Origin of the sequence: Algoriphagus litoralis (assembly GCF_003259255.1) — a bacterium.
Lineage (GTDB): Bacteria > Bacteroidota > Bacteroidia > Cytophagales > Cyclobacteriaceae > Algoriphagus > Algoriphagus litoralis.
The window spans coordinates 71931-87052 of record NZ_QGOL01000012.1 but is presented as its reverse complement, the minus strand read 5'-3'; the positions used below and the strand labels follow the sequence as shown (position 1 = coordinate 87052).

The 15122-nt window shown below is 44.7% G+C and carries 14 protein-coding genes; 6 read left to right on the top strand and 8 right to left on the bottom strand.

Features of this window, described 5'->3' with window-relative positions; genetic code table 11:
- Nucleotide 1: 1 nt before the first annotated feature.
- From DK188_RS14820 to mraZ, 5 genes are all read right to left on the bottom strand, one after another.
- Nucleotides 2–1465 (bottom strand): UDP-N-acetylmuramoyl-L-alanyl-D-glutamate--2,6-diaminopimelate ligase, encoded by a 1464-nt coding sequence (locus DK188_RS14820; RefSeq protein WP_111671616.1) that lies wholly within the window; start codon nt 1463–1465, stop codon nt 2–4.
- Nucleotides 1462–3570: a penicillin-binding protein gene (locus DK188_RS14815; protein WP_111671615.1), complete on the bottom strand. Its 2109-nt coding sequence runs from the start codon at nt 3568–3570 to the stop codon at nt 1462–1464. The genes DK188_RS14820 and DK188_RS14815 overlap by 4 nt, the downstream gene beginning before the upstream one ends.
- Nucleotides 3567–3950, bottom strand: coding sequence for an FtsL-like putative cell division protein (locus tag DK188_RS14810; protein WP_111671614.1), 384 nt, complete (start codon nt 3948–3950; stop codon nt 3567–3569). Before DK188_RS14810 ends, DK188_RS14815 begins: the two co-directional genes overlap by 4 nt.
- An 80-nt stretch (nt 3951–4030) precedes the next feature.
- A complete protein-coding gene (gene rsmH / locus DK188_RS14805; RefSeq protein WP_111671613.1) occupies nt 4031–4948 on the bottom strand; it encodes a 16S rRNA (cytosine(1402)-N(4))-methyltransferase RsmH in 918 nt (305 codons plus the stop codon).
- Nucleotides 4949–4952: 4 nt separating this feature from the next.
- Nucleotides 4953–5387 (bottom strand): division/cell wall cluster transcriptional repressor MraZ, encoded by a 435-nt coding sequence (mraZ, locus tag DK188_RS14800; protein ID WP_111671612.1) that lies wholly within the window; start codon nt 5385–5387, stop codon nt 4953–4955.
- A gap of 419 nt (nt 5388–5806) precedes the next feature.
- On the opposite strand from mraZ, the gene DK188_RS14790 reads away from it, so the two are divergent.
- Nucleotides 5807–7006 carry a porin gene (locus DK188_RS14790; protein ID WP_111671610.1) on the top strand — a complete coding sequence of 400 codons (1200 nt, stop codon included), beginning with the start codon at nt 5807–5809 and terminating at the stop codon, nt 7004–7006.
- 78 nt (nt 7007–7084) lie between these two features.
- On the opposite strand, the gene DK188_RS14785 is transcribed toward DK188_RS14790, so the two are convergent.
- Both DK188_RS14785 and DK188_RS14780 read right to left on the bottom strand, forming a co-directional pair.
- Complete coding sequence (locus tag DK188_RS14785; RefSeq protein ID WP_111671609.1) at nt 7085–9025, bottom strand: M56 family metallopeptidase; 1941 nt, start codon at nt 9023–9025, stop codon at nt 7085–7087.
- Complete coding sequence (locus DK188_RS14780) at nt 9025–9393, bottom strand: BlaI/MecI/CopY family transcriptional regulator (RefSeq protein ID WP_111671608.1); 369 nt, start codon at nt 9391–9393, stop codon at nt 9025–9027. The genes DK188_RS14785 and DK188_RS14780 overlap by 1 nt, the downstream gene beginning before the upstream one ends.
- A gap of 234 nt (nt 9394–9627) precedes the next feature.
- Between DK188_RS14780 and DK188_RS14775 the strand changes: the two genes are divergently transcribed.
- The 5 genes from DK188_RS14775 (at nt 9628) to DK188_RS14755 (ending at nt 13529) form a co-directional block, all read left to right on the top strand.
- Nucleotides 9628–10737 (top strand): alkene reductase, encoded by a 1110-nt coding sequence (locus DK188_RS14775; protein ID WP_111671607.1) that lies wholly within the window; start codon nt 9628–9630, stop codon nt 10735–10737.
- 53 nt (nt 10738–10790) lie between these two features.
- Entirely contained in the window at nt 10791–11540 is a 750-nt protein-coding gene (locus DK188_RS14770; RefSeq protein WP_111671606.1) for an NRDE family protein, read from the top strand.
- A 10-nt stretch (nt 11541–11550) separates the two neighbouring features.
- The gene (locus tag DK188_RS14765; protein ID WP_111671605.1) at nt 11551–12525 is read left to right on the top strand and encodes a YpdA family putative bacillithiol disulfide reductase; all 975 of its coding nucleotides are present in this window, start codon (nt 11551–11553) and stop codon (nt 12523–12525) included.
- Between the two features lie 76 nt (nt 12526–12601).
- Nucleotides 12602–13069, top strand: coding sequence for an antitoxin Xre/MbcA/ParS toxin-binding domain-containing protein (locus DK188_RS14760; protein WP_111671604.1), 468 nt, complete (start codon nt 12602–12604; stop codon nt 13067–13069).
- Nucleotide 13070: 1 nt separating this feature from the next.
- Entirely contained in the window at nt 13071–13529 is a 459-nt protein-coding gene (locus tag DK188_RS14755) for an RES family NAD+ phosphorylase (protein ID WP_111671603.1), read from the top strand.
- Nucleotides 13530–13612: 83 nt separating this feature from the next.
- On the opposite strand, the gene guaB is transcribed toward DK188_RS14755, so the two are convergent.
- A complete protein-coding gene (gene guaB / locus DK188_RS14750) occupies nt 13613–15091 on the bottom strand; it encodes an IMP dehydrogenase (protein WP_111671602.1) in 1479 nt (492 codons plus the stop codon).
- Nucleotides 15092–15122: the final 31 nt, after the last annotated feature.

The following is a 15122-nucleotide window of genomic DNA, read 5'->3' as shown; positions in this document are numbered from 1 at the left end:
ATCAGTTAGTTGTGAATTGTTCTAAGATTTCGGTGACCACTTCGGCATCGTCAAAGTGATGTTTGACACCCTTGATTTCTTGGTAATCTTCGTGTCCTTTGCCCGCAATGAGAATGATATCCCCTTTTTTGGAGAGCATCACGGCAGTTTTGATAGCCTCTCTGCGATCCTCAATGGTCAGGGTCTTTCGGACTTCCGAAGGACCCACTCCAGCCTGCATCTCCCGAAGGATTTCCATGGGATCTTCGAATCGTGGATTGTCTGATGTGAAAATCGCTTTGGTGCTTTCGCTTACAGCAAGTTTGGCCATGATGGGTCGCTTGGTTTTATCGCGATTGCCTCCACACCCGACCACTGTAATTAGTTGTTCATTTCCAGTCCGGACACCATTGATGGTTTTCAGGACATTGTCCAAAGCATCAGGAGTATGTGCATAATCCACGATAGCAATGATGCCTCCGATAGCAATCCGATCGAATCGGCCTTTTGCCCCACGGATCGCTGAAAGGGTCCGAAGCACTTCCTCTTCTTCCTCACCGAGCAGCACCGCTACCCCGAGCACTCCGAGGAGGTTGTACGCATTGAAAGCTCCGATCATTCGGAACCAAATCTGCTTTCCGTTGATATCCAACTCGAGGCCTTCAAGGGTATTGGATAGGATCTTGGCTTTGAAATCAGCCATCGATTTCAGCGCAAAAGTGTGGTGAGACGCTTTACAGTTTTGGAGCATCACAGCCCCTCTACGGTCATCTCCATTTACCAGTGCAAAAGCGTCTTTGGGCAAGTCATCAAACAGTTTTTTCTTCGCTTTGATGTACTCGTCAAATGTCCCGTGATAGTCCAGGTGATCGTGCGTGATATTGGTGAAAACAGCTCCAGCCAACTTCAATCCTGCTATTCGCTCCTGTACGATGGCATGTGAACTCGCCTCCATAAAGCAATGGGTACAGCCTTGATCTACCATTTGGCGGAGCAACGCTTGAACACTTACCGCATCTGGTGTTGTATGCGTAGCAGGAGTCACCTGCTCGTTGATTTTATTTTCTACTGTCGAAAGCAGTCCTGTACTATAGCCCATTCCTACGAATAGTTGGTGCAGCAAAGTGACCGAAGTGGTTTTGCCATTTGTACCCGTCACCGCAACGACCTTGATCTCCTCAGAAGGATTATTATAAAAATTGGACGCCATGATGCCCAGAGCTTTCGCGGAACTGACCGCCTGTACGTAGGTGACACCAGCTACGATTGATTCAGGGAGTTTCTCACAGACGATGGTGGTAGCACCCTTGTCCAGCGCAGTGGAAATGAATTCGTGTCCATCCACCTGTGTACCGGCTATGGCTACAAAAACAGCATGGGCGGACACTTTTCTGCTGTCAAAGACAATGCTGCTCACCTCCCGATCCATATCTCCAATAGTCGAGGTAAGCGATACCTTATACAATATGTCTTTCAGCACTTTCATCCTAGGACCAAGTTTATGGTTGCGTCCGGAGTCAGTTTACTTCCGGGAGTGATGGATTGCTCCAGCACCCGACCTTTTCCTTTGTAGTTTACCTTTAGTCCTTTGTTTTCAAGGACAAAAAGGGCATCCCGTAGCGGCATACCTGAAACATCCGGCACTACAGCTTTTTCGGTATCATTTATTCGCAATTCGATTTTCTCAGAGACCAAAGAAGCTTTGATCCAATCCTCCGTGGAGGGAGTTTTAGCCACTACACCCAATTCGTCAAAAATCCCCTGAAGCTCCTCACCTTTTCCGGCGGAGACATACGGCATTCTGCTGATTTGATTTTCTGCCAAAAAGATCTTGGATTGATCCACTGGATTCAGATCCATGTCCAAGGCGTAGATTCGATCTGCGATTTCTTTGAAAACCGGCGCAGAGACGTCCCCTCCGTAAGCAGCAAATCCATTGGGACTGTCGATGACCACTATCATACTGTACTTGGGACGATCTGCAGGAAAGTATCCCGCAAAGCTGGTGTAGTACGTTTCTGTGTATTTTCCGTTGATGATCTTCTGAGCAGTCCCTGTTTTTCCGGCGATTCGGTAATTTTCATTCAGAATATTTTTGGCTGTACCGCGCAGGACCACACCCTCCAGAAGTTCCTGCAGTTGCTTGATAGTCTTCTCGGAGGCAATTTGCTTTCGCAAAATCTCAGGCTCATAAGTTTCCACCAAGGTATTTCCTCGACCTACTCCTTTTACAAAAAGAGGCTTCATCATCACCCCATCATTCGCTACTGCATTGTAGAATGCCAATGTATGGATCGGATTGAGTTTGGATTCGTAGCCGATGGAAATCCAAGGAAGAGAAGTACCATACCATGTCTTGGATCCCGGTTTTTTAAAAAAGGGCTTGCCTTCTCCAGACAACTGTAGGTCAAATGGCTCTGCCAATCCAGCCTTGTCCATATAAGCCATAAACTTGGATGGACTTGATCCGAAGTGCATGTCCACTAATTTGGAAATCGCTACGTTTGATGATTTTTCGAAAGCTTCACGAATGGTTATCGTTCCGAAGCCTCCATTTTTGGCATCGTACATCGTCTGATTGTAGAATCGGTGTGCACCATTGCCCGTCTCTATTTTTTCGTTGAGGCTTACTTTGTTTTCTTCCAAAAGCGCCATCATCGAAACCAATTTAAAAGTGGATCCCGGCTCGGTATTGCCAATGTCACCCACAGCGTAATTGTAGCTTTCGGAATAGCCAACACCACTTTTGTTCCGCTGCAGATTGGCCATAGCCTTGACATGGCCTGTCTTCACCTCCATCACGATGACGGATCCAAAAGCGGCATTTCGGTCAGTCAGCTGTCTGCGAAGGGCAGTTTCCGCCACATCTTGGATATTGACATCCAGGGTGGTAAATACATCGTAGCCATTGTCTGGCTTGATATCTTCAGCATCGAAGACTGGCTTCCAAATCCCGCCAGCCAAGCGCTGAAACAAGGCTTTGCCATCCTTGCCTTTCAGGAAATTATTGAAGCTGTATTCAATACCCGCCCCATAATCCTCTTCATTCAGAAAGCCAACAGTCCTGCTGGCAAGGGAATTGAAAGGCCTGTATCGCTTTTCTACTTTTTCAAAAATCACTCCTCCTCCAAGGCGTCCGTCCCTGAAGATCGGCCACTTGGACATTTTCTGCATTTCTTGATAGCCAATCTGCTGTCGGTTGAGAATCAAATATCGCTTCTTATCCCCGCGGGCATCTTGAATCATTCGCTTGTAGGCAGTGGCAGATTTGTCTTTGTAAAAAGCGGCTAGGTTTCTTGCCAAAGAATCGATACCAGACTTAAATCGAGCCTCCTTGGCCATAGTCGGGTCGATAGCTACCCGATAAAAAGGTAGACTCGTAGCCAGCAAGCTCCCGTCAGTTGCATAAATATTACCGCGAGTGGCAGGTACCTCCCGGTACTGGAAGTTCACTTGCTCAGCTTTTGCTCTCCACTTCTCTCCCTCCTTTACCTGCACTACGGCGATCTTGTAAGGGATCGCGCAGGCAGCCAAAGCAACAAGGATGAAGACCACCCTGACTCGGAGCACTATGGAGCGTTTAATATTCACTTTTCTACCACTATTTTGATTGGCGGTTGATTCAATTCATAGATGTCAAGCTTGGCAACTCGCTTAGCCACTTCGGACTGCATGCTGCTTTGCATGTATTCGGCCTCAAGGGTGGTGACATCTGCACGGAGATCCTCCACTTCCTGCTGGGCTTTTTCGATTTTGCGGACCATGCTCTCCGCACGGTGATTGCTGTAGATGTAGACCAGCGCCAGCAAAACCACAAATCCTACTGGAGGAACCAATTGCACTGGTACTCCTTCGCCCAAAATCCCCTTCACATCGAGTTTCTCTTCGATCCAGGTAAATAGCGTGCGCTTCGATCCACCTTTTGGGGCATTCCCAGACTTAAGTTTTTCCTTAAAGGTGTTCTGACTCATTTTTATATGATAATTATTTCTTTTTAAAGGCCATATAGAATCTCACATCACCAATCATTTCATGGTGAGGGCTTTCCCCCTCATGCTCGATTTCCTATCTTTTTGGCGATTCTCAATTTTGCACTTCTGGATCTTGGATTGGCTTCCAACTCCGCCTCATCGGCAATCACTGACCCTCTACTGACTGGCTCTAAAGGTCTAATCAAGTTGCCGTAGAAATCTTTTTCCACTTCGCCCTGAAACTTTCCTTTGGCAATCAGATTTTTCACCAAGCGATCTTCCAAGCTATGGTAACTCATGACCACCAGCCTTCCCTCCGGCTTCAGCAGCTCAATAGAGCTAAGGAGCAATTCTTCAAGTGCTCCGATTTCATCATTGACTTCGATACGAAGGGCTTGAAAGACCTGCGCGTAGTATTTGAAGTCTTTGCCTCTTGGCGCAAACCGCTTCAGAAAAGCCGTAAATCCTTCCGTCGTTTCGAAAGGAGCTTGAGCCCGCTCTGAGACAATCGCCTGGGCCAAGGTTTTGGCATTTTTTACTTCTCCGTAGATTCCTAAAATCTTATGAAGCTTGCCTTCGTCGTAGGTATTCAAGACCGTTTTGGCACTCAAGTCGGCAGATTGATTCATTCTCATGTCCAACTCCCCACTGAATCTGGTCGAAAAGCCACGGCCCGGCACATCGATTTGATGCGAGGAAATACCCAAATCAGCCAAAATCCCATCGACTTGCTTCACTCCATAGAGCCGGAGATATCGCTTGATGTCCCGGAAGTTTGCCTGCACAAAGGTGAAGCGATCATCTTTTGGCGCATTTGCCAAAGCATCTTCATCCTGATCGAAGCCATAGAGATGTCCCTTGTCCAAATGCTTCAAGATCTCCCTGGAATGTCCTCCCCCGCCAAAAGTCACATCGACATAGATTCCATTGGGATCTATAGCCAAGCCTTCAATGCATTGAGAAAGCATCACCGGGATATGGTACGCAGATGTCGTCATGGCTTCAGGATAGATGTTTTTCCATCAGTTGAGACATCTCGGCATCGTCCTCGATCAGGTACCCTTTGATTCGTTCGGAACTCCAGATTTCTATTTGGCTTCCCATTCCGACCACGACCACGTCTTTGTCCAGTCCTGCATACTCTTGGAAAACCTTTGGGATCAAGAAGCGACCTGACCCATCCAGTTCAACTTCCGCTATTCGCGTAAAAAAGGAACGCTTCAATCTCCTAGTCTCTTCGTTGTGATCAGAGAGCGCGTTTACCTGACTTTCCAGCTTTCGAAACTCAACCATCGGAAACAGTTTAAGACATCGATCAGCAGCCATCTGAAGCATAAGGGCATTCCCATTCGACTCAGGTATCGCTCCCTTTATTTTGGAAGGCAATACCAGACGTCCCTTAGGATCCAGCTTACACTCATGTTGACTATTGAACATTCCTTGACTCTTCTGATTTTGGAGTTTTTTGTAAAAACAAAAGTAATAAAAGCTAAACCACTTTCCCCCACTTTTTCCTACTTTTTACCACTTTGATTTAAAAGTAGCCAAAAGTTTCATCCAAGCCAATATTTTTAATAAAAAATCAAAGAAATTTTTATTGATTCTCAAGGCCTTACCAAGCATCAGGATTACCTTCGGAAATGGCCAAAACAGCCTATTTTTGGCCGTTTTTTTTGAAAATAGATGACGAAAATCCCCTTGCCCAGGCAGGACTTTCAAAAATGTGGGGCAATTTCCCGTAAAAATTCTGCCCTGAGGTATTTTTGACTGTTTCCAGTTCAATTTGACAGCAAAAGCTGATCCCAAAATTCATATTCTAAAACATCCTTATCTTAGAGTTAGAAAGATTTTATTCAATGAAACGATGCCTGCTTTTATTTTTTCTGCTGCTGGGGGGGGCTATTTCCTACTCATTCGGCCAAGCTGCCACAGACAGCCTTCCTGCTCAAGGAAAATTTTATCATAGCTCAAAAGGATTCGAATTTTCAGATGCTTCAGGAAAATTTTTGATCCAAATTGCCAGCCGTCTTCAGTTCCGCTTTTCCAGTCCGGATGACCAAAATCCAGTGACATTTGACGACTTCACAAATGAAAACCAACGGCTTTTTAAGATAAACCGAGCTCGTCTCAAAATCGGTGGACACGCTTATCAACCGTGGTTGAAATACTATTTTGAATACGAACTTGGGCAAAGTAACCTCCTCGATTTTAGGGTAATGCTCGAAAAATGGCCCTGGTTGAAGTTTAAACTAGGTCAGTGGAAAGTGGAATTTACCCGGGAAAGATTGATCAGCTCCGGAGAACAGCAACTGGTGGACAGATCACTGATCAACAGACAATTCACTTTAGACCGGCAGCAGGGCATCACGGTCTATGGCAATTTGGACGGAGGTGGAATCGCAAACTTTGACTATTGGGTGGCAATTTTGACCGGAACTGGCCGAGGGTCTACCGCCAATGACGACAATCGATTGATGTATTTTGGCCGATTTCAGTGGAATTTTTTGGGAAGGGAAGTTCCTTTTGAAGGAGGAGACTTGGAAATCTCAGAAAAGCCAGCCGGGGTTATCGCCCTAGCTGGAGCTACCAATACAAGTCCGTACACCAGGTTTTCCCAATCTGGCGGAGGAAGTCTGGAAGGCTTTGAAAATGGGCTCCCCGGTCAATACCTAGTCAAACAATTCCAGTTGGAATCCGCATTTAATTACCGGGGATTTTCTTGGGCTTCAGAGTGGCATAGAAAGCAGATACAAGACAATATCAACCTCACTACCACCACTTTGGCGGGGTACTACCTGCAAGCCGGTTATTTTCCCCACCTGGTTTTTAATTTTTGGCCAGAAAAAATGGAAATCGCCACTCGATTTGCCAAGTATCGGCCAGATATTACTATCCCAAACAATCAACAAAAGGAGTTTGCAGTCGCTTTGAATTACTTCTTTGTTGCGCATAAAAACAAATTGACTGTAGAACTGACCCGCTTTGAATTTCAGGATCAATCCCTACCCCAAAGCGATGAAACCCGAATCCGGGTTCAATACGATATTTCATTTTGACTCCTTCCCAAGCACACCACAAAAAAAAACCTGCCCATCGGACAGGTCTTTTTTAAAGCATTAACACACAATTTATAGTCAGTTGTTGTTTTCTTTTGAAAGCTCTTTCTGGATTTGCTTTTGAAACTCCTCAAGCTTGGCTTGATGCTTTTTTTGCCACTCTTCCATTCGTTGCTGGAACTCTTCCATTTTCGGCTTTTGAGTAGCTTCCCATTCTTTCATTTTCAGCTCAAATTCTTTCATTTTAGGCTCGTGAGCTGCTTGCCATTCTTTCATTTTTTGTTCAAACTCCTTCATTTTTGGCTCAAATTCTTTTTTCCAAGCCTCAATTTTGGCTTCCCTTTCTGCAGATCCTTCTTCCCATTTGGCAGCCCATTCCTCTCTATGCTTAGCCCATTCTTCTGCATTTTTTGACCACGCTGCAGCTCTTTCTTCTGCTATTTTTGCCCAATCCTTAGATCGTTCTTCCAGGTCTTTGGCCCATTTTTCACGATCTGCTTTTGACATTTTGGTAGTATCACCAAAGAACATCATCGGCGGAACAGGTACATCCATGTCAAATGAAAAGTCAAATGGCGGGACGGGAAACATGGGTTCCATGGCGAATGCAGTCATTTCCATGGGGAATTCCATATCAAAATCGGGTATTGGGGGAATTTCAAAATCCATAGTCGGCACCGGAGGTTCTGGAAATTCTATTTCCGGCATATCTGACCAATCGAAGGCGCGGAGTTGATCCAATTTGACTTTTGCATCACCTTTCAGGATAAGGGTATCCGAGCCAGAGATCAAGGTGTCTCCAGTGATTCGGTAGGTATAGCCTTTGTCAGAAATCACCATGACATTTTCTTCCTTTGGAAGCCGATTAGATTGATTTGGTTTTGAGGCTTCATTCGTACGAATCGTGTCTAAGACGTAATATTCCGCTCCAGTGGCCTGAAGTTCTTCAGGCATGATTGGATCCTGGGTTTTTGGTTTGTCTTGCTGTGCGCTAGCCATCAGGCCTGCACTGAGGAGAAGTGTAAGTAGCATAGGGAGTGAAATAATAGGGTTTTGTGGATAGTTTTGGGAGGGATACCCGAGCATCCGCTTGATGCGCTGGAGGGTAGGATTTCTTTTTTTACCTGCTGCCAGCGCTAATTCGGGTGGGTTTTGCTTTGCAAAATTCAAAATCTCAGCTAGACTGGTAGCCAGATTTTTTGGTTCGATTCCTGCCTGCATGACCAGATCATCTGCGGCATTTTCCCGCAGTTCTTTCAGAGAATTATTCATCCACCAATAGCAGGGGTGGTAAAAGAAAATGACTTCCAGGCCAGAAAGAAGCAGGTTTACGAGGTAATCATTTCGCTTTACATGTGCGAGTTCGTGAGCAATAATCGCTTCTAGTTGAATGGGTGAAAGCTGAAAAAGCAAGCCTGCTGGAAATAAGATGACTGGTTTTAAGGTTCCGAAAGTCAAAGGAGAGATTCCTGATTCGGTGATACGGAGCTGAACTTCAGGTTTGACACCCATCTTTTCTGCCAAACGGTAGACAATTTTTTGAATCTGAAAGTCAGGTAATGATTTGGAAGTCTTGCGAAGAGTGCGAATTTCAGACAGACTGTTTACAAACTTGAAAAGAAAAAGAAGGACTCCTAGAAACCAAACGTTTACCAGAAGAGCTAAATTCTGATCAATCCAAAAGGTGAAATCCTGCACACTTGATCGTATGGTCTCTGATGGCTGAACTGTAGAGGATTCATTAAAAAGAAATTCAACATCCACTGATGCCAAACCTGCTTCCGTTGGTTTCTCTAGATCAAGTTGATACAAAAAGGTCCCTAGCACCACCAAAAAGGACAGCAGCAACGCTACAATTGAGAATCCGTACTTGATGGCTGGTTTGGTTTTATGAGCCAGCTTGAGAACCAACCAAAGTAAGGCTGCTATGAGAATCAATTGCCAAAAGGAGTGAACCAAAGTCCAACCCAAGGCCCGAAGTAAGCTATCGGAAATCCAGTCATTTAAAAACCTCATCATCAATTGTTTTCGAGTTGATCCAAAAATGCTCTAATCTCATTGATTTCATCCTTTGAGGGATTATCCTGGCCGAGGGCCTGCATGACCAGCTTTTTGGACGAGCCACCGAATGCCGTGCTCATCAGGTTTTTCAGGAGAGACTTCTGTGTCTCCTGCTGGTTGGTAGCGGGGCGATAGATATGGGACCGATTTTCTTCGTCCCGAGTCACCATTCCTTTGGTGTACATGATCTGCATGGTTTTCAGGGTAGTGGTGTACCCTGTATCCTTGGTCTGAGATAGCCGCTCATGGATCTGCCTGACGCTGGCCTCTTTAAGCTCCCAGAGGAGGGATAAAATTTCTAATTCGGATTCCGTTGGTTTATTCATTTTCTGTTCTACGATTTCTTTCGTACCAAAGATATACGAAGCAAATCGTATATTCAAAATTAAGTACGATTTATTTCGTATTAAAATTGGTTAAAGTCCATTTTCTTTCAATAAACTGAGTAAATCTCATCTTCTTCACGAAGTTGGATTCCTGATTTTTTGGGAAAGGATGGAACTTTTGCAGAAGGCATTTAGTTGTATATACACGTAATTTTAAAACTAAACCAACAGACCATGAGTACCAATCAACCACTTTTACAGCCTATTGAAGTAGGAGATCTAACCTTGAAAAACCGAGTTTGGATGGCTCCGATGACCAGAAGTAGAGCTGCCAATCCAGAAAACAAAGTCTTCGAACTGCATGAAGAATATTACAGACAGCGTGCATCTGCCGGACTGATCATTACCGAAGGCTCACAGGTATCGCCCCGAGGTGTAGGGTATATTAATACACCTGGAATCTACTCTGCAGCTCAGACAGAAGCTTGGAAAGGTGTAACCAAGGCCGTCCATGAGGCAAATGGCCATATCTTCATCCAGCTTTGGCATGTGGGCAGAATGTCACACCCTGATTTTCACAACGGGGCGCTTCCACTTTCAGCTTCTGCTACCAATCCCAATTCAAAATCCTACACGCCTGAAGGGTTTAAAGAAACCGTGACAGCTCAAGAAATGACATTGGAGGATATCAAATCCACCATACAGGACTTCAAAAACGCGGCTAAAAATGCTATGGAGGCAGGGTTTGATGGGGTAGAGATTCATTCGTCTAATGGTTATCTATTTCATCAATTCTTCAACGGAACGTCAAATTTCAGAACTGACGAGTACGGAGGAAGCATTGAGAACAAGGCAAGAATCCTTTTTGATGTGATTGATGCAATCAAGGAAGTAATGCCTGAAAACCGAATTGGATTGAGACTCAATCCTTCGCTCAACGGGGTGTTTGGAATGACAATGGACGAAGAGACGATTCCGACTTTTGACTACATCATTAAAAAACTCAATGACTACGATCTAGCCTACCTCCACCTATCAGAGCCTTTTACCGATGTAAGTAAAATCCCGTTTGCTGAGCAGCATATCGCGAAGCGATACAGACCCATGTACCATGGCAAGCTTGTAATCAACAGTGGCTTTGATCAGGAAAAAGGAAATGAGATCATCGAGGAGGGATTTGCTGATGCGGTTGCTTTTGGAAAGCCATTTATTTCAAATCCTGATTTACCTGAGCGATTTGCCAGTCACGTGGAATTGGCCAAATGGGATGAAAGCACATTCTATACTCCGGGTGAAAAAGGATTTACAGATTACCCAAGTCTCCAAGAGGCAAAAGTTGACTAATTCACCCTAAGGGACTGTCCAAACACAGTCCCTTTTTTATACCTTTAAATTGTATGTGTTTAGTAGCTTTTTCTTGGAAAAATCACCCCGATTATCCACTTATCATCAGTGCCAATCGAGATGAGTTTTTTGACAGACCCACGGAATCCCTTCATCAATGGGATTCAGGAATAATTGCAGGCAGAGACCTCCGGGCTGGAGGAACTTGGATGGGATTTCATCCTGACGGAAAATGGGCGCTGCTGACTAATTACCGGGATTTCTCTCGAAGTCAAAAAGGAGATATCAGTCGAGGCAAATTGGTTCAGGAATTCCTTGAGGGTTACAAAAGTCCTGAAGCGTATCTTGAGGGAATTTTCAAAGATAAAGATCGGTATGATGGCTTCAATCTTTTGGTGTCTGACGGTGAAAAGCTCTTTTATCTCAGCAACTACGCCAAAAAAATCGAAGCTGTATCACCTGGCATTCATGGTCTAAGTAATGGACTGATTAATGATCCCTGGCCAAAAGTTGAATTGGCTAAAAAGCAACTAGCAAACCTACTGGCAGAGGGAGTGTCGGATGAGAAGCTCTTGGGTATTCTTAAATCAAAAGAAACCTACCCTCTCGATACCTTGCCCAAAACAGGTGCACCTGAACAGTTGGAAATCGGGCTTTCTGCCCAGTTGATACGAATTACTCCAAACTATGGGACTGTATCCTCCGCAGCTGTGCTGAAGAATAGTCATGGTTTGACGACCATCACTGAACGAACTTTTACCTGGAATCCATCCTCATATAAGGATCTCCAACTTCATATTTGAAAGATAAAAAATGGAAAAAATACATGACCTGATTATCATAGGTGGAGGCCCCATCGGACTGGCCTGTGGAATTGAAGCACAGAAAGCAGGGCTGGATTACCTGATTTTGGAAAAAGGCGCTCTGACTAATTCAATCTACAATTATCCAGTCAATATGACATTTTTCTCCACATCTGAGCGCTTGGAAATGGCAGGAATTCCCTTCATGTCGGTGGCAGCAAAACCCACGAGAACTGAAGCCTTAGAATACTATCGGCGGATTTTTTTCCATTTCAAATTGAATGTTAATCTCTATGAAAGTGTCCAGACTTTGACAAAAAATGAAGGCTCATTCTCTATAAAAACATCAAAAGGAACTTACGAAACGAAGAAAATTGTCCTTGCAACGGGTTTTTATGATCTGCCCAACTTAATGAATGTCCCAGGCGAAGACCTTCCAAAGGTGCTCCATTACTACAAAGAGCCCTGGCCTTTTATCAATCAAAAAGTACTGGTAGTCGGTGGAGCCAATTCAGCCGTAGATGCTGCATTGGAGACTTGGCGAAAAGGAGCTGAAGTCAGTATGGTCCTCTTGGGCGATGAAGTGGATGAGAATGTCAAATACTGGGTAAGACCAGATATAATGAATCGAATCAAAGAGGGTTCAATTACAGCCTATGCCCAGTCCAGAGTCAAAGAAATTCGGAATCATGAGGTAGTCATTGAGACGCAAGAAGGCGACGTGACCATAGCAAATGATTGGGTTTTGGCCATGACAGGATACAAACCTAATTTTTCGCTTTTGGACCAACTTGGTGTAGAAATGAGCTTAGATGAAAAGCGTCAGCCTTGCTATGACCATACCAATCAAGAGTCCAATGTGCCGGGGGTCTATCTTGCCGGAGTAGTCTGTGGTGGATTAAATACCCGTGAGTTTTTTATCGAAAACAGCATCAGCCATGCTGCTGCTATCGTAGATGATATTAAAAGAAAGATGAAAAATTAAAGTATCTCAAAAAGGATAAATAATACTTGCAAATAAGACTACTCTTTGTAAATTGGTGTGATTAAAGAAGATAGCTATGAGTCAGACATGGAAGATTCGATTCTCAGGCCAAAATCCAGAAGTAATTGAGACGGGAGTTTTACCTTATCACTTCTTCAAGGATATTGTTTCTACCGTAAATGAGCCAAGGGAGCCTTATGGGGCAGTTTTGGACTTTCATGAGACCAGTACATTTTTTGATTTCTTGGACTTCACCACACATGACATCGCAGAAGTGATGGAAGTGGATCCGAGTACACTTTTCCGTTGGAAAAAGGAAGATAGAAAGCTCAGTAAATCACTCACCAAAAACCTTCTTGAGATGGACCAGATCATTGCCAAAGGCATCCGGATATTTGGCTCTGAGGAGCTGCTTTCCCAGTGGCTCCATACACCCAATGCTGCGCTTGGGGATCAAAAGCCGGCCACACTTCTCAAAAATCCATACCAGATTACTTTAGTAGATCAGGCATTGGAGGCGATATCTTGGGGCAATATTCTCTGATATGCGCTATTTCCGGCTGATGGAGAATTTGCCCGGTAGGGATAGCTTGGGTTATGGACTTGGTCAGGGAAGGTGGAATCAATTTGGGACACCCATGATCTATGCCTGTGCGATGAGCTCGCTCAACTTTCTGGAGCTATTGAGCATCAAAGGGCCTGTAGTAACCCAAAGCAATTGGAAGTTGGCTATACTGGAAATTGATGGAACAATTCCTGAATTGGACGCTGATTTCTTGCCTCCTGATTGGAAAAACCGACCTTATCCCCGATCAACCCAAGAGTTTGGTACCGCGTGGGCAAAGGGAATGATATCACCGATATTAAAAATTCCTTCAATCAGAATTCCATTGAAAAGTTACCCTCAAGAGTACAATTTATTGATTAATCCGCTTCATAAAGAATTTTCCAAAACGGTAAAACTAATTGAAGAGTGGGATGTGACTTTTGAGGTGAATGGTTAAAAAAACAACCCCAGACTTTTTCCTAACCTAAAGACCATTAAAATGAAAAAGGCCGATTCTTAATTAGAATCGGCCTTTTCGCTTTATGATTTCAAGCTATAGTTTGGAGCTTCTCTTGTCACACTTACATCGTGTGGATGAGACTCTTTTACCCCAGCAGTGGTTATTTTGACAAATTTGCCGTCCCGCTGCAGATCTTCGATGGTTTTGGTACCGCAATACCCCATCCCAGCCTGAAGTCCACCTACCAGTTGGTAAAGAACTTCTGACACTAAACCTTTGTAAGGGACTCTACCTACGATGCCTTCAGGCACCAGCTTTTTGATATTGTCTTCAGCGTCCTGGAAATAGCGGTCCTTAGAGCCGGATTCCATGGCTTCAAGTGATCCCATGCCTCGATAGGATTTGAATTTTCTTCCTTCGAAAATGATCATTTCCCCAGGAGCTTCTTCTGTTCCCGCTAGGAGCGAACCAATCATGATGGAGCTTCCACCTGCTGCTATTGCTTTGACTAGGTCACCAGAATAACGAATTCCACCATCGGCGATTACAGGAACTCCGGTCCCTTTCAGCGCTTCTGCACATTCAAATACTGCAGAGAGCTGTGGAACTCCAACTCCTGCTATGATTCTAGTAGTACAGATAGAACCTGGCCCCACTCCAACTTTGACCGCGTCTGCACCCGCTTCCGCAAGAGCAACAGCTGCCTCTGGAGTGGCAATATTTCCTACAATGACTTCCAAATCAGGAAATGCTGCTTTTATTCGCTTGCAAGTTTCGATCACACCTTTAGAGTGTCCATGCGCGGTATCTATAGAAACGACGTCCACTCCGGCATTTTTCAATGCCTCTACCCGCTCTACGATATCAGCTGTAACACCGACTGCTGCACCAACACGAAGACGACCATACTCATCTTTACATGCGTTTGGCTTGTCTCTTCGCTTCAGGATATCCTTATAGGTGATCAATCCAGTAAGTTTCATTTCGTCATCGACGATCGGAAGCTTCTCGATTTTGTATTCCTGCAAGATTTCCTCTGCCTGCTCCAGTGATATCCCTGATTTTGCTGTGATCAGGTTATCTTTGGTCATAATTTCTCTTATCAGGCGGTTTTGATCTTTGATAAATCTCAGGTCTCGGTTGGTGATGATTCCCTTTAAAACTTTATCTCCATCTACCACCGGGATACCACCGATGTGGTATTCACGCATGATGGTTTCCGCATCCCGTACTTTGGCGTCAATATGGAGTGTGATAGGATCCAGAATCATCCCTGCCTGGGAACGTTTCACTTTGCGGACCTGCGCGGCCTGCTTATCGATTGACATGTTTTTGTGAATGAATCCCAAACCACCTTCCAGTGCAATGGCTATAGCCAGCTCAGCTTCTGTCACGGTATCCATGGCAGCTGATACTAAGGGTATATTCAATCGGATTTTTTTGGTGAGCTGGGTGGAGGTGTTGGTCTCGCGTGGGAGCACTTCGGAATAACCCGGCACAAGGAGCACATCATCGTAGGTGAGTGCTTCGTAAAGGAACTTCGAGGAGTTTCGATTCATGGCAAATATTGGATCTAGGTAACCCTATTTG